This window comes from Roseovarius sp., from assembly GCF_018066915.1.
GTDB lineage: Bacteria > Pseudomonadota > Alphaproteobacteria > Rhodobacterales > Rhodobacteraceae > Roseovarius.
This window is the reverse complement of the sequence record NZ_JAGPVV010000060.1, coordinates 1-20,390: the sequence shown is the minus strand read 5'-3', so window position 1 is coordinate 20,390 and position 20,390 is coordinate 1. Positions and strand designations below refer to the sequence as shown.

At 61.4% G+C, this 20,390-nt stretch carries 21 protein-coding genes; 12 read left to right on the top strand and 9 right to left on the bottom strand.

What is annotated here, in order from left to right:
* Positions 1-785 (bottom strand): universal stress protein (locus KBT70_RS03770; RefSeq protein ID WP_296628978.1); only part of this gene is annotated, 785 nt, incomplete at its 3' end.
* A gap of 202 nt (positions 786-987) precedes the next feature.
* Here KBT70_RS03770 and ccoN point away from each other — a divergent pair.
* Genes ccoN through ccoP form a run of 4 tightly spaced genes read left to right on the top strand, consistent with a single transcriptional unit; the run spans position 988 to position 4,409 of the window.
* Positions 988-2,592: a cytochrome-c oxidase, cbb3-type subunit I gene (gene ccoN, locus KBT70_RS03765; RefSeq protein ID WP_296628975.1), complete on the top strand. Its 1,605-nt coding sequence runs from the start codon at positions 988-990 to the stop codon at positions 2,590-2,592.
* A gap of 14 nt (positions 2,593-2,606) precedes the next feature.
* Positions 2,607-3,332 carry a cytochrome-c oxidase, cbb3-type subunit II gene (gene ccoO, locus KBT70_RS03760; protein ID WP_296628973.1) on the top strand — a complete coding sequence of 242 codons (726 nt, stop codon included), beginning with the start codon at positions 2,607-2,609 and terminating at the stop codon, positions 3,330-3,332.
* A gap of 12 nt (positions 3,333-3,344) precedes the next feature.
* Entirely contained in the window at positions 3,345-3,539 is a 195-nt protein-coding gene (locus KBT70_RS03755) for a cbb3-type cytochrome c oxidase subunit 3 (protein WP_296628970.1), read from the top strand.
* Positions 3,540-3,542: 3 nt separating this feature from the next.
* Positions 3,543-4,409, top strand: a complete 867-nt coding sequence (ccoP, locus tag KBT70_RS03750) for a cytochrome-c oxidase, cbb3-type subunit III (protein ID WP_296628968.1) — start codon at positions 3,543-3,545, stop codon at positions 4,407-4,409.
* 158 nt (positions 4,410-4,567) lie between these two features.
* Here ccoP and KBT70_RS03745 read toward each other — a convergent pair whose 3' ends face one another.
* Entirely contained in the window at positions 4,568-4,720 is a 153-nt protein-coding gene (locus KBT70_RS03745) for a hypothetical protein (RefSeq protein ID WP_296628966.1), read from the bottom strand.
* Between the two features lie 102 nt (positions 4,721-4,822).
* Here KBT70_RS03745 and KBT70_RS03740 point away from each other — a divergent pair, with 102 nt between their 5' ends.
* The 5 genes from KBT70_RS03740 to ccoS all read left to right on the top strand — a co-directional run bounded on the left by KBT70_RS03740 (position 4,823) and on the right by ccoS (position 10,047).
* On the top strand, positions 4,823-5,710 hold the full coding sequence (locus KBT70_RS03740) for a LysR family transcriptional regulator (RefSeq protein ID WP_296628964.1): 888 nt from the start codon (positions 4,823-4,825) through the stop codon (positions 5,708-5,710).
* Positions 5,711-5,800: 90 nt separating this feature from the next.
* Positions 5,801-7,243, top strand: coding sequence for a cytochrome c oxidase accessory protein CcoG (gene ccoG, locus KBT70_RS03735; protein WP_296628962.1), 1,443 nt, complete (start codon positions 5,801-5,803; stop codon positions 7,241-7,243).
* Entirely contained in the window at positions 7,243-7,698 is a 456-nt protein-coding gene (locus tag KBT70_RS03730) for a FixH family protein (RefSeq protein WP_296628960.1), read from the top strand. Before ccoG ends, KBT70_RS03730 begins: the two co-directional genes overlap by 1 nt.
* A gap of 3 nt (positions 7,699-7,701) precedes the next feature.
* A complete protein-coding gene (locus tag KBT70_RS03725; protein ID WP_296628958.1) occupies positions 7,702-9,885 on the top strand; it encodes a heavy metal translocating P-type ATPase in 2,184 nt (727 codons plus the stop codon).
* Positions 9,886-9,888: 3 nt separating this feature from the next.
* Positions 9,889-10,047, top strand: a complete 159-nt coding sequence (gene ccoS / locus KBT70_RS03720; protein ID WP_037241323.1) for a cbb3-type cytochrome oxidase assembly protein CcoS — start codon at positions 9,889-9,891, stop codon at positions 10,045-10,047.
* A 65-nt stretch (positions 10,048-10,112) separates the two neighbouring features.
* On the opposite strand, the gene KBT70_RS03715 is transcribed toward ccoS, so the two are convergent.
* From KBT70_RS03715 to KBT70_RS03685, 7 genes are all read right to left on the bottom strand, one after another.
* Positions 10,113-11,570, bottom strand: a complete 1,458-nt coding sequence (locus KBT70_RS03715) for a D-alanyl-D-alanine carboxypeptidase family protein (RefSeq protein ID WP_296628953.1) — start codon at positions 11,568-11,570, stop codon at positions 10,113-10,115.
* A gap of 247 nt (positions 11,571-11,817) precedes the next feature.
* Positions 11,818-12,810, bottom strand: coding sequence for an ABC transporter substrate-binding protein (locus tag KBT70_RS03710; protein WP_296628951.1), 993 nt, complete (start codon positions 12,808-12,810; stop codon positions 11,818-11,820).
* Between the two features lie 32 nt (positions 12,811-12,842).
* Positions 12,843-13,688, bottom strand: coding sequence for an ABC transporter permease (locus KBT70_RS03705; RefSeq protein WP_296628948.1), 846 nt, complete (start codon positions 13,686-13,688; stop codon positions 12,843-12,845).
* The gene (locus tag KBT70_RS03700) at positions 13,688-14,563 is read right to left on the bottom strand and encodes an ABC transporter permease (RefSeq protein WP_296628946.1); all 876 of its coding nucleotides are present in this window, start codon (positions 14,561-14,563) and stop codon (positions 13,688-13,690) included. Before KBT70_RS03700 ends, KBT70_RS03705 begins: the two co-directional genes overlap by 1 nt.
* A gap of 198 nt (positions 14,564-14,761) precedes the next feature.
* Positions 14,762-15,547: an ABC transporter ATP-binding protein gene (locus tag KBT70_RS03695; RefSeq protein ID WP_296628943.1), complete on the bottom strand. Its 786-nt coding sequence runs from the start codon at positions 15,545-15,547 to the stop codon at positions 14,762-14,764.
* A gap of 96 nt (positions 15,548-15,643) precedes the next feature.
* Positions 15,644-17,107, bottom strand: coding sequence for a dihydropyrimidinase (hydA, locus tag KBT70_RS03690; RefSeq protein WP_296628941.1), 1,464 nt, complete (start codon positions 17,105-17,107; stop codon positions 15,644-15,646).
* Positions 17,108-17,186: 79 nt separating this feature from the next.
* Positions 17,187-18,437 (bottom strand): Zn-dependent hydrolase, encoded by a 1,251-nt coding sequence (locus KBT70_RS03685; protein WP_296628939.1) that lies wholly within the window; start codon positions 18,435-18,437, stop codon positions 17,187-17,189.
* Positions 18,438-18,583: 146 nt separating this feature from the next.
* Between KBT70_RS03685 and KBT70_RS03680 the strand changes: the two genes are divergently transcribed.
* The 3 genes from KBT70_RS03680 to KBT70_RS03670 all read left to right on the top strand — a co-directional run.
* Positions 18,584-19,225: a TetR family transcriptional regulator C-terminal domain-containing protein gene (locus tag KBT70_RS03680; RefSeq protein WP_296628937.1), complete on the top strand. Its 642-nt coding sequence runs from the start codon at positions 18,584-18,586 to the stop codon at positions 19,223-19,225.
* 123 nt (positions 19,226-19,348) lie between these two features.
* Positions 19,349-19,918 carry a dTDP-4-dehydrorhamnose 3,5-epimerase gene (gene rfbC, locus KBT70_RS03675; RefSeq protein ID WP_296628936.1) on the top strand — a complete coding sequence of 190 codons (570 nt, stop codon included), beginning with the start codon at positions 19,349-19,351 and terminating at the stop codon, positions 19,916-19,918.
* Positions 19,915-20,390 (top strand): GDP-mannose 4,6-dehydratase (locus KBT70_RS03670; RefSeq protein WP_296628934.1); only part of this gene is annotated, 476 nt, incomplete at its 3' end. The genes rfbC and KBT70_RS03670, both read left to right, overlap by 4 nt.

Sequence of the window (20,390 nt, the reverse complement as noted above, 5' to 3'; positions counted from 1 at the left end):
CCGCCGAAGATGGCTTCGCGAAAGCGCGAGTGGCCGTAGGCTCCCATCACGACCATATCGGCATCCATGTCGCGCACATGCCGCAAGAGCACGTCCGAGACACGCGGCAAGGTCTTGGCGAGCACGTCGATCTCGACCTTGACCCCGTGACGCGAGAGATACTGCGACAAGAGCCCGCCGGGATCAGAGCGGTTGGGCCCATGGGTGGGCGGGTCGATCACCACCACATGCACCACTTCCGCGGTCTTGAGCAGGGGCAACGCCGCGCGCACCGCGCCCAAGGCCTCGGTGCTTTCGTTCCAGCCGACCATGATCCGGCCGGGGTTAGGAACCGGCGTGCCACCGGCGGGGGCGATCAAAACCGGGGTGCATCCCTCGAAGAGTGCTGATTCGGTCACGGGTTCGAGTTCGGCACCACGCCCCTTGCCATAGGGCTGCGGCAGAATCACCAGATCCGAGAATCGCGCCCGGGTCGCAACATGCCGCCCCAGATCCGCCAATTGGCAGACACCCGATTCAATTCCCCAACGCAGGGATGAATTTTTGAGCAACGCGCGCGCCTTGGCTTCGATGGCGGCGGCCTCTTCCTGAGCGCGGGCGATGGTTTCCTGCAGCACGATGGCGCTGGCACCGGAATAGTAATAGCCGGATTGGCTGCGATCCACGCCCAAGCAGAGCACATCGAGATGCGCATCATGCCGGGTGGCCATGCTGGTGGCGTGGGTCAGGGTTTCCTCAACAAGGGACTCATCGGTCAAAACGGAAAACAGGCTGTTGTATGTCATGTCGCATTCCTTTGACTGTGTCGCACGTTATGTCACCCTAGAGGTGTATTGCTGGGGCTGCCTTGACGCGGATCAATTGATCAAAGTCAGTGTTTTGACACAGATCAAGGATAGTTGAGTCCGACCCTAGCATTACGGTCACAGTCTAACGCGGCTGCACGGGTCACGGCGACTCGGGTAGAAAGAGACGAAGGGACGCAACATGACGAATTACATCAAGCTGATCGTGCTTGGTCTGGTCACGCTTCTGGCGTTGATCGCGGCCAATTATGCGCGCGATCTGGCCTACCTGGTGAATGCGCTGACAGTGGCGCTGGTGGCTGGTGGGCTTTTCCTGTGGACCTTGCGCCACACGGATGAACCGAGATCCCGCGTGGATCTGTCGGGGGAATACATGGATGGCGTGATCCGCGCCGGGGTGATCGCAACCGCGCTCTGGGGCGTTGTCGGTTTCCTCGCGGGCACATTCATCGCCTTTCAACTTGCTTTTCCGGGGCTCAATTTCGAATGGGCGCAGGGATATGCGAATTTTGGTCGGTTGCGCCCGCTGCACACCTCGGCGGTGATTTTCGCCTTTGGAGGCAACGCTCTGATCGCCACGTCCTTTTACGTCGTGCAACGCACCTCTGCGGCGCGGCTCTGGGGTGGCAATCTGGCGTGGTTCGTATTCTGGGGCTATCAGCTTGTGATCGTGCTGGCCGCCACTGGCTATTTGCTGGGGGCCACGCAGTCCAAGGAGTATGCAGAGCCCGAGTGGTATGTGGATCTGTGGTTGACGGTGGTCTGGCTGGCCTATCTGGCCGTATTCCTGGGCACCATCGTCAAGCGGAAAGAGCCGCATATCTACGTGGCGAACTGGTTTTACCTGTCGTTCATCATCACGGTGGCAATGCTCCATGTGGTCAACAACCTCAGCATTCCGGTTTCGGTCTTTGGCTCCAAGTCGGTGCAGGTCTTCTCGGGCGTGCAGGATGCGATGACCCAGTGGTGGTATGGGCATAACGCGGTGGGCTTTTTCCTGACCGCCGGGTTCCTTGGCATGATGTATTACTTTGTGCCCAAGCAGGCCGAACGCCCGGTTTACAGCTACAAACTGTCGATCATCCACTTCTGGGCGCTGATCTTTATCTACATCTGGGCCGGTCCGCACCATCTGCATTACACCGCTCTGCCTGACTGGGCCTCGACGCTTGGCATGCTGTTCTCGATCATTCTGTGGATGCCGTCCTGGGGTGGCATGATCAATGGTCTGATGACGCTCTCGGGCGCATGGGACAAGCTGCGCACCGATCCGGTGATCCGGATGATGGTGATTTCCATCGGGTTTTACGGCATGTCGACCTTTGAAGGGCCGATGATGTCGATCCGCGCGGTCAACTCTCTGTCGCATTACACCGACTGGACCATTGGGCACGTGCATTCGGGTGCTCTGGGCTGGAACGGCATGATCACCTTTGGCGCGCTCTACTTCCTTGTGCCCAAACTGTGGAACCGTGAGCGGCTCTATAGTCTGAGCCTTGTGAGCTGGCACTTCTGGCTCGCGACCATCGGCATCATTCTCTACGCCGCCTCGATGTGGGTGACGGGGATCATGGAAGGCCTGATGTGGCGCGAAGTCGATGCCAACGGTTTCCTCGTGAACTCGTTCGCGGACACTGTGGCGGCCAAGTTCCCGATGTATGTGGTGCGCGGTCTGGGTGGGGTCATGTTCCTCTCGGGTGCGTTGATCATGTGCTACAACCTCTGGATGACTGTGACACGTTCGCCGGCCGTTGCGCCTGTGAACAGCGCAGTCCCGGCTGAATAAGGAGGGCCGGAGAGATGGCAATTCTGGACAAACACGCAATCCTGGAAAAGAACGTCACGCTTTTGGCGATCTTTGCCTTCCTTGTGGTCACGGTCGGGGGGATCGTGCAGATCGCCCCGCTGTTCTGGCTCGAGAACACCATCGAGGATGTAGAGGGCATGCGCCCCTACTCGCCGCTGGAGTTGGCCGGGCGCGACATTTACCTGCGCGAAGGGTGCTATGTCTGCCATAGTCAGATGATCCGCCCGATGCGCGACGAGGTCGAGCGGTATGGGCATTACTCGCTGGCGGCGGAATCGAAATACGATCACCCGTTCCAGTGGGGGTCCAAGCGGACCGGGCCGGATCTGGCCCGCGTCGGTGGCCGCTATTCCGATGACTGGCACGTGGACCACCTGCGCGATCCGCAGTCTGTGGTGCCGGAATCGGTGATGCCCAAGTACGGCTTTCTCGAAAACCGGATGATCGAGCCTGAGCATATCGAGGACCTGCTCAAGGCGCACCGTCTGGTGGGGGTGCCCTATAGCGACGAGATGATCGAGAACGCCAAGGCCGATTTCTCGGTTCAGATTGATCCTGATGGCGATACCGAGGGTCTCTTGGCGCGTTACCCCAAGGCACAGGTGCGCAATTTTGACGGGCAGCCGGGTATTTCCGAAGCGGATGCGCTGATCGCCTATCTGCAGATGCTGGGGACGCTGGTCGATTTCTCGACCTTCACCCCCGACGCAAGCCGATAGGGGGGTAGAGCGATGGAAACCTATTCCCTGTTGCGCCAATTCGCCGATAGCTGGATGTTGCTGGTGCTCTTTACGTTCTTTGTCGGTGTCGTGCTCTGGGTGTTTCGCCCCGGCGCCACCAAGAGCTATGAGAACCCGTCAACCATTCCGTTCCGGCACGAAGACAAACCGGCCCCCGCCCATGGCGCCCGGCACGAGGAGGCATGAGACATGGCCAAACAACCCAATAAGAAGAACCAAGAGGTCGAAACCACCGGCCATCAATGGGACGGGATTGAAGAATACAACAATCCCTTGCCGCGCTGGTGGCTGTGGACCTTCTATGCCTGTATCGTCTGGGGCATTTGGTATGTGATCGCCTATCCGGCTTGGCCGCTCGTTCAGAGCGCTACGGCCGGATACAAGGGCTGGTCGACGCGCGCCAATGTCGCGGTCGAACTGGCCGAGGCCGAGGCCGCCAATGCCGCCATCAATGCCAAGCTGGAAACGGTGGAACTGACCGCGATTGCCGGTGATCCCGAATTGCAGGGCTATGCCACATCGGCAGGCAATGCCGTGTTCAAGACATGGTGCGCACAGTGCCATGGCTCGGGGGCGGCGGGGGCCAAAGGCTATCCCAACCTCTTGGACAATGACTGGCTCTGGGGCGGCACGATCGAGGATATTCACACCACGATCGCCCATGGTATCCGCAACCAAGAGGACCCTGATGCGCGCTATTCGCAGATGCCCGCCTTTGGCGAGATTCTGGAACCGGCGCAGATTGATCAAGTCGCCAATTATGTGATGTCGATGTCGGGCGAACCGCAGGATGCATCTCTGGTTGCCGAAGGTCAGACCGTGTTTGCGGAGAATTGCGCCGCCTGTCACGGCGAGGCTGGAGCGGGCGATATCTATCAGGGGGCCCCGAACCTGGCCGATGCGATCTGGCTCTATGGCGGGTCGTTCGACACGATCAAGGAAACCGTCACCTATTCGCGCTTTGGCGTGATGCCGCCGATGGGCGGGGCCGATCTGAGCGAGGCCGAGATTCGCGCTGTGGCGATCTATGTCCACCAGCTTGGCGGGGGCGAGTAATCCCTGAAAGAATACCCCGAGCCGCGAGGCTCGGGGGTAGGTGCCGGTCCTTCCGTTCTGTTCGCGCGTTTCCTGGAAGGGCCGGTGCCGATGACCTACAGGACCGGCGCGTTTGTCACCCGATCGGCCCCCTTGCGGGGCCTTTCCTGTCGTGTGTTTCAGAAGCGCCTGCGCGCGGTCAGATGCGCCTCCAACTCGGCACCGGCGCGGGTGTCGAACCGCTCTGCCGGTGGCCAATGCGGAGGTCGACGCACGGGCGGCAGGTCCATCCGTGTGGCGGTTCTGAAAGTATTGGCGAGAATTCCGAGCATTGCTTTGACCTTTCCTATCTGGTGATCCTGCTTTCAGAATGGGGAAATGCGGCGTGATTTGCGACTCTGGAATAGTTTTGGATTGTAAGTTATACTTACATCATGGATTGGTTATCGCTCCCCCCTCTGACCGCTCTGCGGGCCTTTGCTGCCTTGGCCGAAACCGGGGGCACGGCGGCGGCTGGGGCCCGGCTCAACGTCAGCCATGCGGCGGTCAGCCAACAAATCAAGCAGCTTGAGGCGCATATGGGCCTTGTGCTTGTGGATCGCTCGGGGCGGAACCTGCGCCTCACGGCGGAAGGTCAGGACCTGGCGGATGCGCTGACGCTTGGCTTTGGCGCGATTGCGCGTGCGGTTGAAACGTTGTCTCAACAGAGTTCAGAGCGCCCTTTGCAAATCTCGACAACGCCGAGTTTTGCGGCGCACTGGCTCATGCCCTGTCTGGGGGATTTCCGCCACCGCCATCCCGAGATTGACCTGATGATCGACCCGACCCCTCGGCTGGTGGCGCTGGAGCCGGGCGGCATCGACATTGCAATCCGCTATGGACCCGGAGAGTGGCCGGGGCTGGAGGCTGAATTGCTGTTCTCTTCGCCCATTGTTGCGGTGGCTGCCCCAAGACTTGTCGAGGGGCGGCGGATCGAGAGCCCGTCTGATCTGGCCGATCTGCCTTGGCTTCAGGAATTCGGAACCAATGAGGCGAGCGACTGGCTGCGTCATCGCGGCGTGACCCGCGAGCGGGTGGCCGGGTTGATGCAGGTGCCGGGCAACCTGTTGCTGGACGGGCTGCGCGATGGGCAGGGTGTCGCCGTCACGGTTCTGGATTGGGTGCGTCAGGATATCGCGGCGGGCCGACTACGGCTCTTGTTTCAGGACCATGCCGATAGCGGCTATCATGTGGTAACACGCCCCGGCGTGCTGCGCCCTGCGGCGCGCGCCTTTGTGGCGTGGCTGCGGCGCATGGCTCGACAACGTGGTGCGGCGCAATAGATCGATTCTAGATTCAGAATTTGACACAGGTCAAAGCTGTTGCGCTCGTATCCTGACAGAACACGATCAAGAGAATGATCATACCGGAGTATGTCCGTGGCCGATTCCCAGCCAACAGAACCGCAATCCCTCTATGCCGCGCGCGAACCGGTCTTTCCCAAACGGGTATATGGCAAGTTTCGCAACCTCAAATGGGTGATCATGATCGTCACCTTGGGCATTTATTACGTCACGCCCTGGATTCGCTGGGACCGGGGTGCTGCGTTGCCGGATCAGGCGGTGTTGCTCGATTTGGCCAATCGGCGGTTCTTTTTCTTCTGGATCGAGATTTGGCCGCATGAATTCTATTTCGTGGCCGGTCTCTTGGTCATGGCGGGTTTGGGGCTATTCCTCTTTACCTCGGCCTTGGGTCGGGTCTGGTGTGGCTATGCCTGTCCGCAGACAGTCTGGACCGACCTCTTCATTCTGGTCGAACGCTGGATCGAAGGGGATCGCAATGCGCGGCTGCGCCTGCACCGGCAAAAGAATTTGGATCTGCGCAAGGTGCGGCTGCGGCTGACCAAGTGGATCACTTGGGCTTTGATCGCGGTGGCCACCGGGGGCGCTTGGGTGTTCTATTTCACCGATGCGCCGACGCTGCTGGTCGATCTCTTTACCCTCAACGCCCATCCCATCGCCTATACGACAATTGCGGTGCTGACGGGCACGACGTTTTTCTTTGGTGGTTTTGCCCGCGAACAGATCTGTATTTATGCTTGCCCATGGCCGCGCATTCAGGCGGCGATGATGGATGAGGATACGCTGACCGTCGGCTACCGTGAATGGCGCGGCGAGCCGCGCAAGAATTCCGAGGCGGTCAAGGAGGGCGCGCCGCAGGGTGATTGCATCGACTGCATGGCCTGCGTCAACGTCTGCCCGGTCGGGATCGACATTCGCGATGGTCAACAGTTGGAGTGCATCACCTGCGCGCTCTGCATCGACGCGTGCGACGACATCATGGCCAAGATCGGCAAGCCGCGTGGCTTGATCGACTATATGGCCTTTACCGATGAAGTGTCAGAGCGCGCGGGCGGCAAGCCCAAGCCGATCATGAAACATATCCTGCGCCCGCGCACGATCCTCTACACCGCGCTCTGGTCGCTGGTGGGGGTCGGGCTTGTGTTTGCGTTGTTCATCCGGTCGGATATCGACCTCACTGTGGCGCCAGTCCGCAACCCGACATATGTGACGCTGTCCGATGGCTCGATCCGCAATACCTATGAGGTGCGTATCCGCAACATGCAGCACGAGACGCGGGAATTCGAGGTCACAGTCAAGGGCGATCCGGCAATCAAGGTCGAACTGGAAGGGGCCACCGACGGCAAGATCAGTGTGAACGCCGATGAAGTGCATTTGCAACGCGTCTATCTGGTGGCCCCGGCAGGATCAGAGCCCGCCACAGAAGAGCGTAGCGATGTCCGCATCTGGATCGAGGATCTCACAAGCGGTGAGCGGGCCCACAAAGATACGGTCTTTAACGGAGAGGATGACTGATGGCCGAGCGTGAGATTACTGGCAAACACGTGTTTATCGGCTTTGTCGGGGCCTTTGGCGTCATCATTGCGGTCAATCTGGTGCTGGCCTGGTCGGCGGTGCGGACCTTTCCGGGGCTCGAGGTCAAGAATTCCTATGTCGCCAGTCAGGAATTCAACGACCGCAAGGCCGCGCAAGAGGGGCTGGGCTGGACCGTCGTGGCGGATCACGCGGGCGGTGTCTTGATGCTGCATATCACCGACGCGGCGGGCAAACCTGTCGAGGTGGCAAAGCTGGAGGCTACGGTTGGCCGCGCGACCCATGTGCGCGACGACCAGACGCCCGAATTCCGCTATGATGGTCGGGCCTATGTTGCCCCGGTGGACCTGGGTGGTGGCAACTGGAACATCCGCATGAAGGCCTGGAACCCGGACGGCACCCTCTTTCAACAGCGCGTCATTCTGCTCAAGGAATAGACCATGACCCTGTCCATGCGCCCCTCGCCTTCGGCCTGCCCGGCCTGTGCCGCTGTTCCGGCGGCAGAGGCGCTGGCGGCGCGCGCCCTGCCACATGCGCAGATTGCGCTATCCTTGCCCACGATCCATTGCTCGGCCTGCATTTCCAAGATCGAGCGGGCGCTCAACGCCGATAACCGGGTGAATTCGGCGCGCGTCAACCTGACCCTCAAGCGCGCTAGCATCGACGCCGCCCCCGACGTGACCGCCGAAGAAATGCGCGCGTTGGTCGAAGGGCTGGGATACGAGGCCTATGAGCTGGATCAGGGCACGCTCAATGCCACGGCCAATGACCGCGCCGGGCGCGATCTCTTGATGCGGCTCGCTGTGGCGGGTTTTGCCAGCATGAATGTCATGCTCTTGTCGGTGTCGGTCTGGTCCGGGGCCGAGGATGCGACGCGCGACATGTTCCACTGGATTTCCGCCGCGATCACCCTGCCTGCGATTGCCTTTTCCGGCGTGCCGTTCTTTCGCAATGCCTGGGCGGCCTTGCGCAATGGGCGGCTCAATATGGATGTGCCGATCGTTCTGGCCATTGTGTTGGCGATCCTCACCTCGCTCTGGGAAACCATGCTGTCGGGGCATCATGCCTATTTCGACGCGGCCATGGCGCTCACGTTCTTTCTATTGGCGGGGCGGTATCTGGATCACCGGACGCGGGCGATTGCCCGCTCTGCCGCCGAAGAGCTGACCGCGCTCGAAGTGCCGCGCGCCACGCGGCTGGTGGACGGTGTCGAAGAGGTTGTAAACGTTGCGCAATTGGCTGTTGGCGATCATATCCTCGTGCGGCCCGGTGGGCGCATGCCGGTGGATGGCGAGATTGTCCGGGGCACGTCAGAGATCGACCGCTCGCTGCTGACGGGCGAAACGCTGCCGGTCTTTGCGGGCGTGGGGCAGGTTGTCAGCGCCGGAGAGGTGAACCTGACCGGGCCACTGACCATCCGCGCCACGGCGGTGGGGCGTGAAACCTCGCTGCACCGCATGGCCGATCTGGTGGCCATCGCGGAATCGGGGCGCTCGCGCTATACCTCGCTCGCCGATAGCGCCGCCAAGCTCTATGCGCCGGGGGTGCATATCCTTGCGGGGCTCAGCTTTTTGGGCTGGTATCTCTATACATGGGACGTGCGCACGGCGCTGAATATTGCGGCTGCGGTTCTGATCATCACCTGTCCTTGTGCGCTTGGCCTTGCCGTTCCTGCGGTGACGACGGCGGCCTCGGGGCGGCTATTCCGGCGGGGGATGCTGATCAAGCATGAAACAGCACTTGAACGGCTGGCACAGGTCGACACGGTGGTGTTCGACAAGACCGGAACGCTGACCACGGGGATGCCGCAGGCGACCAACCTTGGGACGCTGCCGCGCCCGGTCGTGGAATTGGCGCTTGCGCTGGCGCAGGGGTCGTCGCATCCGCTGGCGCAGTCGATCACCCGTGCCGCGCGCGCGGCGGGGATCGTGGCGGCTGACCTTACAGACCTTACAGAAGTGCCCGGATATGGTACAAAAGCCAGTTACATGGGCCAAGAGGTCCGTTTGGGGCGGGCAAGTTGGACTGGGGCGCAAGGTTTGTCCGAGACAGCGACCTTTCTCAAGGTCGGGGAGGAGCCGCCGGTTGCCATCACCTTTACCGATGCGCTGCGGCCCGGTGCCGCCGAGGCGGTGCAAGGGTTGATGGATCAGGGCAAGCGGGTGATCCTGATTTCCGGTGATACCACCCCTGCGGTCGAGGCATTGGCCAAGCGTCTTGGGATATCGCACTGGATGGCCGAGGCGCTGCCGGCCGACAAGGTGGCGCGCGTGGCGGCATTGACCGCAGAGGGCGCGCATGTGCTGATGGTGGGTGACGGGCTGAACGATACCGCCGCGCTGGCTGGGGCGCATGTGTCGATCTCGCCCGCGACGGCGCTGGATGCCGCGCGGGTGGCCTCGGATATCGTGCTTTTGGGCAATGACCTCTCGCCGATTGCGGCGGCCTGTGTGACGGCGCAGTCCGCAACGCGCCGCATCCGCGAGAATTTCCAGATTGCGACGGTTTATAACATCATTGCCGTGCCGCTGGCGGTGGTGGGGCTCTGTTCGCCACTGATCGCGGCCTTGGCCATGTCGCTGAGTTCGATCACTGTCTCTCTCAACGCGCTGCGCCTGAGGTAGCCGATGAACATCCTCACCTACCTCATTCCGATTTCGCTGATCCTTGGTGGTGTGGGCCTTGTGGCCTTTGTCTATACGGTGCGCTCGAACCAGTATGACGATCCCGAAGGCGACGCACGGCGCATCCTGTCAGACGATTGGGACGACCACCCCAAACCCTGACGCTGATTTCATCTGGCCTGCAATACCTCGGGGGTTTGGGGGCTGGCCCCCAATCCGCCGCGTGCTCAGCTTGGCCCGATCATGAAGCAGGTGACCTTCTTGGCCTGCAGTCGGCGGCATGCGAGATCGGCGCTCTCGCGGGTCATGCCCATGAAATTCGCATCAAACCCGGCGGGGCGCTGGACCACTTTGCGCAGGCTGCCATCAAGCGTGGCCATTTCGTTCAATGCGGTCTGCAAGAGCATCTGGCGCGCCTTGTATTCGCTGGAATAGCGGCCCACGTTGATGCCCCAATGCCGCCCGCCAGAGGTCGAGACGCGGGTCACGACCTCGGGTTCCGGTTCCGGCGCCGGGGCGCTGGCCAGAACGATATCGGTCGGGCGTTGCTCTGGGCGCACATCGGGGGTGACAGTGGCGCTGTCCTCGGGCGTGTCCGAGGCCGCAATCGTGGCTGTTTCGATCTCTTGAGCGGCGAGAAGTGCGCGTTCGATATCATCGCGTGCGGCGATAACGGGCATCTGGGCGGTGGCCATGGGGCGCGATTGCGGACGCAGGCTCTTGACCACAGCGGCGGCGGTGGTCAGGCGCACGGTCTTGGCGGCGACGCTTGGGCGGTCTTCGCCTGCGGCGATCATCACCGGTGCCGTGCCCAGCTTGCCCAGATAGGGGGGGCGTGCGGGGCGATGCACGGCGACCTGAGTCGGCGCCTTGTTAAAACCCAAATCCAAGAGTTCCGCCACCTTGGCATTGCGCGAGGCCGTGGATTGGCCGCCAAAGACAGTGGCAATGATCCGTTCGCCACCCCGCTCTGCGCTTGCGGTCAGGTTAAAGCCAGCGGCGCGGGTATAGCCCGTCTTGATCCCGTCGGCGCCGCGATAGGCCTCGAGCAGGCGGCGGTTGGTGTGGCTGACCGAGGTCACGCCGGCATCGGTGGTGATGCGCGAGAAGAGATTGTAATATTGCGGAAAGTCATAGAACAGGTGCCGCCCGAGAATGGACATGTCGCGGGCCGTGGAGAGGTGGCCATTTTCGGTCAATCCATGGGCATTCTTGAAGGTGGTGCGCGTCATGCCGAGCGCCTCGGCGGTGCGGTTCATGCGGCGGGCGAATTGTGCCTCGGACCCTTCAATCGCCTCGCCAAGCGCGGTTGCTGCGTCATTGGCGGATTTGACCGCTGCGGCGCGGATGAGATAGCGCAGCGCAATCGAGCTGCCCGCGCGCACGCCAAGCTTGCTAGGAGGCTCGGAGGCGGCATTTCTGGAAATCACGACCTTGTCATCAAGGCCGATTTCGCCGTTCTCGATGGCCTCAAAGACCACGTAGAGCGTCATCATCTTGGTCAACGAGGCGGGGTGCAGCCGCGTGTCGGCGTTATTGGCGTAAAGGACTTCGCCATTGCGGGCGTCCATTACAAAGGCTGCATAGGGTGCTGCGGCCGCGCTCAGCGGCACGATCACCAGCATCCAGAAAGTTGCGAACGCCACCAAGCCCCAACGGACCGGCTGTCTGCCCCGTGTTTTCATAGAACTGCTCTTTTACTGCCTCGCGCCGCCGGTTTTCCGGCTGGCATTGATTTATAGCATAAAGTCTATCACAGCCTTGTTTTCGATTAAAGTATTCATTTGCATAGATTTTTGAGGGGGTGGGTCAAGATGTGGTGGGGGCTGGTGCGCCAGCCCCTAGATCAATGATGGTGCCCGAGGGGGCTTGTCTGAAAATAGAAATGGCCCGGACGCGGGTCCGGGCCATCGGGTTTGCCAATCGCAAAGATCAGTTCAGCGCGGCGTCGCTGATTAAGTGGGTCCATGCGCCGTCGCCGGGATGCGCGCTGATCACCGGGTCCGATCCGCCCGAGAGCAGCGATTGCACCGTGCGCTCGTAATCCTCGGGGTCGAGTGCGCCGTTGGAGCCTGCGGTCAGCTTGGCCACTTCCGTCATCATGCGGATCTGGTGCTCTTCGGTCTGTGCGCCGGTGGCGTCATTGTCGAGAACGATCATCGCCGCCTCTTCGGGGTTTTCCTCGGCCCATTTCCAGCCCTTCATCGAGGCGCGTACAAAGCGGGTGAGCTTGTCGACCTCTGCCGGATCGCTCAGCTTTTCTTCCAGAACATAAAGCCCGTCTTCGAGCGTGGCGACGCCCTGATCCTCGTATTTGAAGGTGATGAGTTGATCCTCGGTGATGCCGGCGTCGATCACCTGCCAGTATTCGTTATAGGTCATGGTCGAGATGCAGTCGGCCTGCTTCTGCAACAGCGGATCGACGTTGAAGCCCTGTTTGAGCACGGTCACGCCATCGGCCCCGCCCTCGGTGGAAATGCCAAGCTGGCTCATCCAAGACAGGAACGGGAATTCATTGCCAAAGAACCAGACACCCAGCGTGCGACCGGGGAAATCATCCGGCCCGGTGACGCCGGTTTCCTTGAGGCAGGTCAGCATCATGCCCGAGGATTTGAACGGCTGCGCGATATTGACGAGCGGCAGGCCCTTTTCCCGCGCCGAAAGGGCGGCGGGCATCCATTCCACCGTCACATCTGCGCCGCCGCCCGCGATCACCTGGGTGGGCGCGATATCCGGCCCGCCCGGCTTGATCGTGACGTTGAGGTCTTCTTCCTCGTAAAAACCCTTGTCGAGGGCCACGTAATAGCCTGCGAATTGCGCCTGCGTCACCCATTTGAGTTGCAGCGTCAGATCATCCGCCGCCTGCGCCATGCCCGCAAAGCCGGTCAGCGCCGTGAGGCTGAATAGTCCTGTCAGTTTTTTCATCTGTCATCTCCCTTGTTGGTGGTTTCTTTGTCTTATGCCCGGCCTCTTTGCGACGGATGCCAGAAGGTCACCGCCTTTTCCAAGAGCGCCACGGCGCCGTAAAATCCAGAGCCCGCAATGGCCGCGACCACAATCTCGGCCCAGACGAGATCGAGCGCCAGTTGCCCGACCGAGGTCGAAATGCGGAATCCCATGCCCTTGATGGGCGAGCCAAAGAACTCTGCCACAATCGCCCCGATCAACGCCAGTGTCGTCGCGATCTTGAGGCCATTGAAGATAAAGGGCATCGCGGCGGGCAGGCGCAGCTTGAACAAGGTTTGCCAATAGCCCGCCGCATAGGTGCGCATCAGGTCGCGCTGCATGGCGTCAGTATCGGTGAGCCCCTGCACGGTGTTCACGAGCATGGGAAAGAACACCATGACCACGACGACCGCCGCCTTGGACTGCCAGTCAAAGCCGAACCACATCACCAGAATGGGGGCCATGCCGATGATCGGCAAGGCGGCGACGAAATTGCCCACCGGCAAGAGACCCCGTTGCAGGAAGGGAAAGCGGTCGATGGCGATAGCGGTGAGAAAGGCCGCGCCGCAGCCCATGATATAGCCGGTGAGCGCGCCCTTGAGGGCAGTCTGCACGAAATCGGCCCAAAGGATATGGGTGGATTTGGCGAAAGTTGCGGCAATGGCGGTGGGAGCGGGTAATAGGACGGGGGAGATCGAGAGGCCCCGCACCAGACATTCCCAGATCACCACCACAGTGAGGCCAAAGATCACCGGCACCAAGAGCCGCGTGGCCCGTGTTCTAGGCTGGTGCGACAGGCGGGAATTGATCCACCAGCCAAGCGCCCATGCCACCAATCCAAGCGCCAGCCAGCCCATCACGCCATCCCCATCCGCTTGAGCGTGATCCGCTGGATAAGGCCAATCAGCCCCACCAGCGCCGCCGCCAGCGTCGCGGCCATGATGAGCGCCGACCAGATTTGGATGGTCTGGCCATAATAGCTGCCAGCCAGCAGGCGCGCGCCAAGTCCTGCTACGGCTCCGGTCGGCAATTCGCCCACGATGGCACCGACAAGGCTTGCGGCCATGCCGACCTTGAGCGAGGTGAAGAGATAGGGCATCGACGAGGGCAGGCGCAGCCGCCAGAAGGTCTGGTTGGCGCTCGCGTTCCACGTCCGCATCTGGTCAAGCTGCATGGGCGTGGGGCTGCGCAGCCCCTTGACCATGCCAACGACCACCGGAAAGAACGACAGATACATCGAGATCATCGCCTTGGGCAGCAGCCCGGAAATGCCCACGGCATTGAGGACCACGATGATCATCGGGGCAATCGCCAGAATGGGAATGGTCTGGCTCGCGATGACCCAAGGCATCACGCTCATGTCCATAGTGCGGTTGTAGACGATGCCGATGGCCAATGCGATGCCAAGGGCGGTGCCAAGGACAAAGCCGAGCGCCGTGGCGCTGAAGGTGATCCAGCTATGATAGAAGAGTGAGCGTTTGGAAAATCCGCGCCCTTCCAGCACCATGGCACCGGTGGTCTGCCAGATTTCGACCGCCACCTGATGCGGGGCGGGCAGCTTGGGCTTGTCCTGAGACCATGTGTCGTTGATGAGGGCAGGGATGGTAAGGGTTTCACCCGCCCGCGCCGCCTGATCCCGCGCCCATTGCGCGTTGAGCGCCACGGCGGCAGCATACCAGAGCGCAAGCAGCGTGGCGACGATGGTGAGCACAGGCAGGAGATTACGCATCATGCCCTCGCTGCCTTCACTGTTCCAAAAATACTCAAATACCTGCGCTGAAATCGAGCGCTGATTTTGAGTATTTTAAGAACGCTGAAAGGAATTCGTGGTTTTCTGCCCCCACGGTACAGGCTGGAGAGCCGATGACCGTGAACGGTGAAAACCCCCCTCCCTGTCACAGGGGAGGGGGCCATTGCGGGGCATATGGCCTCAGACCGCATCGCCATGCCCCGCGCGCAGCCCTTCGCGGACGCGATGGGCGATGTTGAGGAACTCCGGCGTCTCGCGGATATCAAGGGGTCGATGTTTCGGCAGCGTGCTTTCGATCACATCGGTGATGCGGCCGGGGCGGGGCGACATGACCACGATTTTCGTGCTCAGATACACCGCCTCGGGGATGGAATGGGTGACGAAACAGATGGTCTTGTTGGTGCGCTCCCAGAGTTGCAAGAGTTGTTCATTGAGATGGTCGCGCACGATTTCATCCAATGCGCCAAAGGGCTCGTCCATCAGAAGGATGTCGGCGTCAAAGGCGAGCGCGCGGGCGATGCTGGCGCGCTGCTGCATGCCGCCCGAAAGCTGCCATGGGTATTTCCGCTCGAATCCCGCGAGGTCGACCAATTCCAGCACGCGCTTGACGCGAGCGTCCTGATCGTAGCGCCCGTAGCCCATGATTTTGAGCGGCAGGCGGATATTGCCGCCGATGGTGCGCCATGGATAGAGCCCTGCCGCCTGAAACACATAGCCATAGGCGCGCGATCTGCGCGCATCTTCGGCGCTGGTGCCATTCACCGTCAGGCTGCCGCCGGTGGGATGCTCCAGATCGGCCATGCAGCGCAGAAAGGTGGTCTTGCCACAGCCCGAGGGGCCGATGAAGCTGACGAAATCGCCCTTTTGCACTTCAAGGCTCACGTCCTTGAGCGCATGGACCGGGCCATCGCCGGTCTGAAAGGTCAGCGACAGGTTGCGCGCGCTGATGACTGTGTTGCTGCTCAAACCCTATCCCCTGCTGGCCCGGTCGCTACTGCGCCCGGCTGGCTATTGGTTGTCAAGAGGCGCGCCCGGCCATGAGGGCCCTGCGCGCCGGATTTTTCAGATCCCCGCCGGGATATTCAACGGGTCGCGCTGGATCATCTTGGGGGCGGTCAGCGCCTTCCATTTCGAGAGTGCCTGATGGGCCGAGGGGAAGGCCGGGCGGGGGACAAAGCGGCCACGCCCCGGCTGGGGCTGTGAATTCTGGCCCCAGGCCCAGATCACCTCGCCGCGGCTGAGGGTATAGCGCGGCTGCGCCTTGACCTCGAACCCCTCGAAGACGTTGTAATCAAGGATGGAATGGTGGTTGGAGGCGCTGATCGTCTTGGTGATCTTGGGGTCCCAGACCACGAGATCGGCATCCGCGCCTTCGACAATCGCGCCCTTTTTCGGGTAGATGTTGAGGATCTTGGCGACGTTGGACGAGGTGACGGCGACAAATTCGTTGAGCGTGAGGCGGCCTGTCTCGACGCCATGCGTCCAGAGCACGGCAAGCCGCTCCTCGAGCCCGTTGGAGCCATTGGGGATGATGCGGAAATCATTCCGTCCGGCGCGTTTCTGCGCGGTGGAAAAGGCGGCGTGATCGGTGGCGACCACTTGGAGTGATCCGGCCTGCAACCCGGCCCAGAGGCTGTCCTGATGATCCTTGGAGCGGAAGGGGGGTGACATCACGCGGCGCGCGGCATGGTCCCAATCCTTGCTAAAATACTCGGATTCGTCGAGGGTGAGGAACTGCACCAACGGCTCGCCGTAGACGCGCATGCCCTTTTGCCGGGCGCGCCGGATCGCCTCGTGCGCCTGTTCGCAACTGACATGCACAATATAGAGCGGCACGCCCGCTGCGTCGGCAATACAGATGGCGCGGTTGGCAGCCTCGCCCTCGAATTCGGGCGGTCGGGAATAGGCGTGCCCCTCTGGTCCGGTGATGCCTTGGTCAAAGTATTTTTGCTGCATCTCGGCCACCAGATCGCCATTCTCGGCATGGACCATCGGCAGCGCGCCCAGTTCGGCGCAGCGTTTGAACGAGGCGAACATCTCGTCGTCCTCGATCATCAAGGCCCCTTTGTAGGCCATGAAATGCTTGAAGGAATTGACGCCCATATCGACGGCATCCTTCATTTCGTTGAACACGGTCTCATTCCAGCCGGTGATCGCCATGTGATAGCCGATGTCGCTGCAAATCTGGGGCGCGGATTTGCGGTGCCACTCGTTGATGGCGTTCTTGATGCTGCCATCGGCACCGGGCAGGCAGAAATCCACTATCATCGTGGTGCCGCCGCAGGCCGCGGCCCATGTGCCCGTCTCGAAGGTCTCGGCGGCGGTGGTGCCCATGAAGGGCATCTCAAGGTGGGTGTGCGGGTCGATGCCGCCGGGGATGACATAGGCGTCCGTGGCGTCAATCGTGGTGTCGCCCTTGAGGTCCGCACCGATCTGTTTGATGGTTTCGCCCTCGATCAGCACATCGGCCTTCCATGTGCGGTCGGCGGTGACGACGGTGCCGTTCTTGATGACTTTGGTGGTCATTGGGGGTCTCCCTGTCTTTCTGGCGGGTGGTCTTTCATCTGGCTTTAAATACCCCGGGGGTTTGGGGGCTGGCCCCCAATCACTCCACCACCTCCGCCGTTTCCAGCACGGCGTGCAAGAGCACATCGGTGCCGGCGCGCGCCCAGTCGGGGGTGATGTCCTCGGCTTCGTTATGGCTGAGACCGTCCTTGCAGGGGCACATGACCATGGTGGTGGGATAGACCTTGTTGATCCAGCAGGCATCGTGGCCTGCGCCTGAAACGATGTCCATATGGCTATATCCCAGCCGGTCGGCGGCGTCGCGCACGCGGGCGACGAGGGCCTCGTCAAAGGCGGGGGGATCAAAGGCGCCGACCACTTCGGCGCTGAATTTCACGCCCACATCGGCGCAGAGGCCGGGGGCGGAGGCCATGAGGTCTTCGACCATCGCCTCGAGTGTCTCGAGGATATGAGAGCGGAAATCGACGGTGAAGACCACCTTTTCGGGGATGACGTTGCGGCTGTTGGGGTAGACGTCGATGTGACCGATCGCGCCCACGGCATTGGGTTGATATTGCAGGGCGATTTCGTGGACGAGTTCCGTGACCCGCGCCAATCCGCGCCCGGCGTTGCGGCGCATATACATGGGGGTCGAGCCGGTGTGCTGGCCCTTGCCCGTAACGGTGCATTCGATCCAGCGCAAACCCTGGCCGTGGGTCACGACGCCGATTTGCTTGCCTTCGGCCTCGAGGATCGGGCCCTGTTCGATATGCAACTCGAAAAAGGCGTGCATCTTGCGGGCGCCCACCTTTTCGGGGCCTTTCCAGCCAATCCGCTCCAATTCATCGCCAAGGCGTTTGCCCTTGGCATCGACCCGGTCATAGGCCCAATCGCGGTCCAGCACGCCCGCGAAGACGCCCGAGGCGAGCATGGCGGGGGCAAAGCGGGTGCCTTCTTCATTCGTCCAGTTGGTGACGACGATGGGATGGCGCGTCTTGATGTCCAGATCGTTGAGGGTGCGGATGATTTCGAGCCCCGCCAGCACGCCCAGCACTCCGTCGTATTTGCCGCCCGTGGGTTGTGTATCCAGATGGCTGCCGACATAGACCGGCAGCGCTTGCGTGTCGGTGCCTTCGCGGCGGGCGAACATATTGCCCATCTCATCGACGCCCATGCTGAGCCCCGCCGCCTCGCACCAGGATTGAAAGAGCGCGCGCCCTTCGGCGTCTTCATCGGTCAGGGTCTGGCGGTTGTTGCCGCCTGCGATGCCGGGGCCGATCTTGGCCATCTCCATCAGGCTATCCCAGAGCCGGGTGCTGTTGATCTTGAGGTTTTCGCCGGGTGCCGCCATGGGATTGCTCGCTTTTTTACCATTTGGTAAACTTACGATTGCTTGGGGCATGGGCGCTGTCAAGATTCGTCTTGGGGCTGAGCCGTGATCTGGCTAAGCTGGGAGGCGGGGTGATGAAAAATGCGCCCCGCAAAGAAAGGAAGAGGATGCCGCAAGCCCCCGCCGCGCAGGCCGGTCGCAAGCCAAGCCGGATTCAATTGCGCAACCGCAAGCGGATTCTCGAGGCGGCGCTCGAGGTGTTCTCGACCCATGGTTATCGCGGCACGACGCTGGATCAGATCGCGGCAGAGGCGGGTCTGAGCAAGCCCAACATTCTTTATTATTTCGAGGGCAAGGAAGAGATCCACGTTACCTTGCTCAATCAATTGCTGGATGCCTGGCTGGACCCTCTGCGCGCGATTGATGCGCAAGGTGATCCGCTGGAGGAGCTGATGGGCTATGTGCGCCGCAAGCTCAAGATGTCACGCGACCTGCCGCGCGAGAGCCGGTTGTTTGCCAATGAGATATTGCAGGGCGCGCCGCGCATGGGGCCGCATCTGGAAAGCGTTTTGAAACCGTTGGTCGATCAGACGGCGGTGGTGATCGAAGGCTGGGTCGCGCAGGGCAAGCTTGCGCCGGTCGATCCGCGTCATCTGCTCTTTTCGATCTGGGCCACAACGCAGCATTACGCGGATTTCGAGGCGCAGGTGGGGGTGCTGATGGGACCGGCGGATGTGCATGCAGGCGCTGTGGCCCATCTGGAGGCGCTGTTTCGCCGGCTGCTGACGCCTGCGCCCACAAGAGGGTAGGAGCCATAGGGCTGCCGCGTGGACATTGTGTCTGGCAAAAAGCGTGTGGATTTGCCAGAAGGTGAGAGACAGAGGCGATCCGGGGCATTGGCCCTGCGCCGCACAAAGGACGACGAGCAAGCCATGCACATAGAACAGACTTCCTTACCCGGCGTGGTGATCCTCACACCTGCGCGCCACGGTGATGCGCGCGGATTTTTCAGCGAAAGCTGGAATCGGCGGCGGATGGAAGAGGCCGGAATCGCGATTGATTTCGTGCAGGACAATCATTCGCTCTCGGAACAGGTGGGCACGGTGCGGGGGCTGCATTTTCAATCGCCGCCGCATGCACAGGCCAAGCTCGTGCGCTGCGGGCGCGGTGCGCTCTATGATGTGGCGGTGGATATCCGGCGCGGAAGCCCGACCTATGGTCAGTGGGTGGGTGTTGAGTTGACTTTCGAGAATGGGCGTCAACTGTTGATCCCAGAAGGATTTTTGCACGGTTTCGTCACCCGCGCGCCGATGACCGAGATCATTTATAAATGTTCGGATTACTACGAGCCCGACTGCGATGGCGCGGTGCGGTTCGATGATCCCGAGATTGGCATCGACTGGGGGATTGATCCCGCATCGGCGGTGCTGAGCGCCAAGGATGCCAAGGCGCCTTTGCTGCGCGATTTCGTGAGCCCGTTTGTCTATGAGGTCACGGCATGAGGCTCTTGATCACCGGGGGGGCCGGATTCATCGGGTCGGCGGTGGTGCGGCTCGCGATTGCGCGAGGGCATGAGGTGATCAACCTCGATGCGTTGACCTATGCTGCCTGCCTCGAGAATGTGGCGAGTGTGGCGCAGAGCCCGCTCTATACCTTTGTGCATGCCGATATTCGCGACCGCGCGGCCCTTGACCGGGTGTTTGCCGCCCATACGCCTGACGCGGTGCTGCATCTGGCCGCCGAGAGCCATGTGGACCGCTCGATTGATGGCCCCGGCACCTTTGTCGAGACCAATATTACCGGCACCTACAACCTCTTGGAGGCCGCGCGCGGGTATTGGCAGGCACAGGGGCGGCCAGAGAGTTTCCGGTTTCAGCATATTTCGACCGATGAGGTTTACGGCTCTTTGCCTGCCGACCCAATGGTCAAGTTCACCGAAGACACGCCCTATGATCCGCGCAGCCCCTATTCGGC

Excerpts from the sequence above, each read along its gene's own strand:
- KBT70_RS03680 (WP_296628937.1), top strand. The coding sequence starts at position 18,584 with ATGCCGCAAGCCCCCGCCGCGCAGGCCGGTCGCAAGCCAAGCCGGATT.
- ccoN (WP_296628975.1), top strand. The coding sequence starts at position 988 with ATGACGAATTACATCAAGCTGATCGTGCTTGGTCTGGTCACGCTTCTG.
- ccoO (WP_296628973.1), top strand. The coding sequence starts at position 2,607 with ATGGCAATTCTGGACAAACACGCAATCCTGGAAAAGAACGTCACGCTT.
- ccoP (WP_296628968.1), top strand. The coding sequence starts at position 3,543 with ATGGCCAAACAACCCAATAAGAAGAACCAAGAGGTCGAAACCACCGGC.
- KBT70_RS03705 (WP_296628948.1), bottom strand. The coding sequence starts at position 13,688 with ATGGGCTGGCTGGCGCTTGGATTGGTGGCATGGGCGCTTGGCTGGTGG.
- KBT70_RS03755 (WP_296628970.1), top strand. The coding sequence starts at position 3,345 with ATGGAAACCTATTCCCTGTTGCGCCAATTCGCCGATAGCTGGATGTTG.
- KBT70_RS03685 (WP_296628939.1), bottom strand. The coding sequence starts at position 18,437 with ATGGCGGCACCCGGCGAAAACCTCAAGATCAACAGCACCCGGCTCTGG.
- KBT70_RS03740 (WP_296628964.1), top strand. The coding sequence starts at position 4,823 with ATGGATTGGTTATCGCTCCCCCCTCTGACCGCTCTGCGGGCCTTTGCT.
- KBT70_RS03715 (WP_296628953.1), bottom strand. The coding sequence starts at position 11,570 with ATGAAAACACGGGGCAGACAGCCGGTCCGTTGGGGCTTGGTGGCGTTC.
- KBT70_RS03725 (WP_296628958.1), top strand. The coding sequence starts at position 7,702 with ATGACCCTGTCCATGCGCCCCTCGCCTTCGGCCTGCCCGGCCTGTGCC.
- KBT70_RS03710 (WP_296628951.1), bottom strand. The coding sequence starts at position 12,810 with ATGAAAAAACTGACAGGACTATTCAGCCTCACGGCGCTGACCGGCTTT.
- KBT70_RS03700 (WP_296628946.1), bottom strand. The coding sequence starts at position 14,563 with ATGATGCGTAATCTCCTGCCTGTGCTCACCATCGTCGCCACGCTGCTT.
- hydA (WP_296628941.1), bottom strand. The coding sequence starts at position 17,107 with ATGACCACCAAAGTCATCAAGAACGGCACCGTCGTCACCGCCGACCGC.
- KBT70_RS03745 (WP_296628966.1), bottom strand. The coding sequence starts at position 4,720 with ATGCTCGGAATTCTCGCCAATACTTTCAGAACCGCCACACGGATGGAC.
- ccoS (WP_037241323.1), top strand. The coding sequence starts at position 9,889 with ATGAACATCCTCACCTACCTCATTCCGATTTCGCTGATCCTTGGTGGT.
- rfbC (WP_296628936.1), top strand. The coding sequence starts at position 19,349 with ATGCACATAGAACAGACTTCCTTACCCGGCGTGGTGATCCTCACACCT.
- KBT70_RS03730 (WP_296628960.1), top strand. The coding sequence starts at position 7,243 with ATGGCCGAGCGTGAGATTACTGGCAAACACGTGTTTATCGGCTTTGTC.
- ccoG (WP_296628962.1), top strand. The coding sequence starts at position 5,801 with ATGTCCGTGGCCGATTCCCAGCCAACAGAACCGCAATCCCTCTATGCC.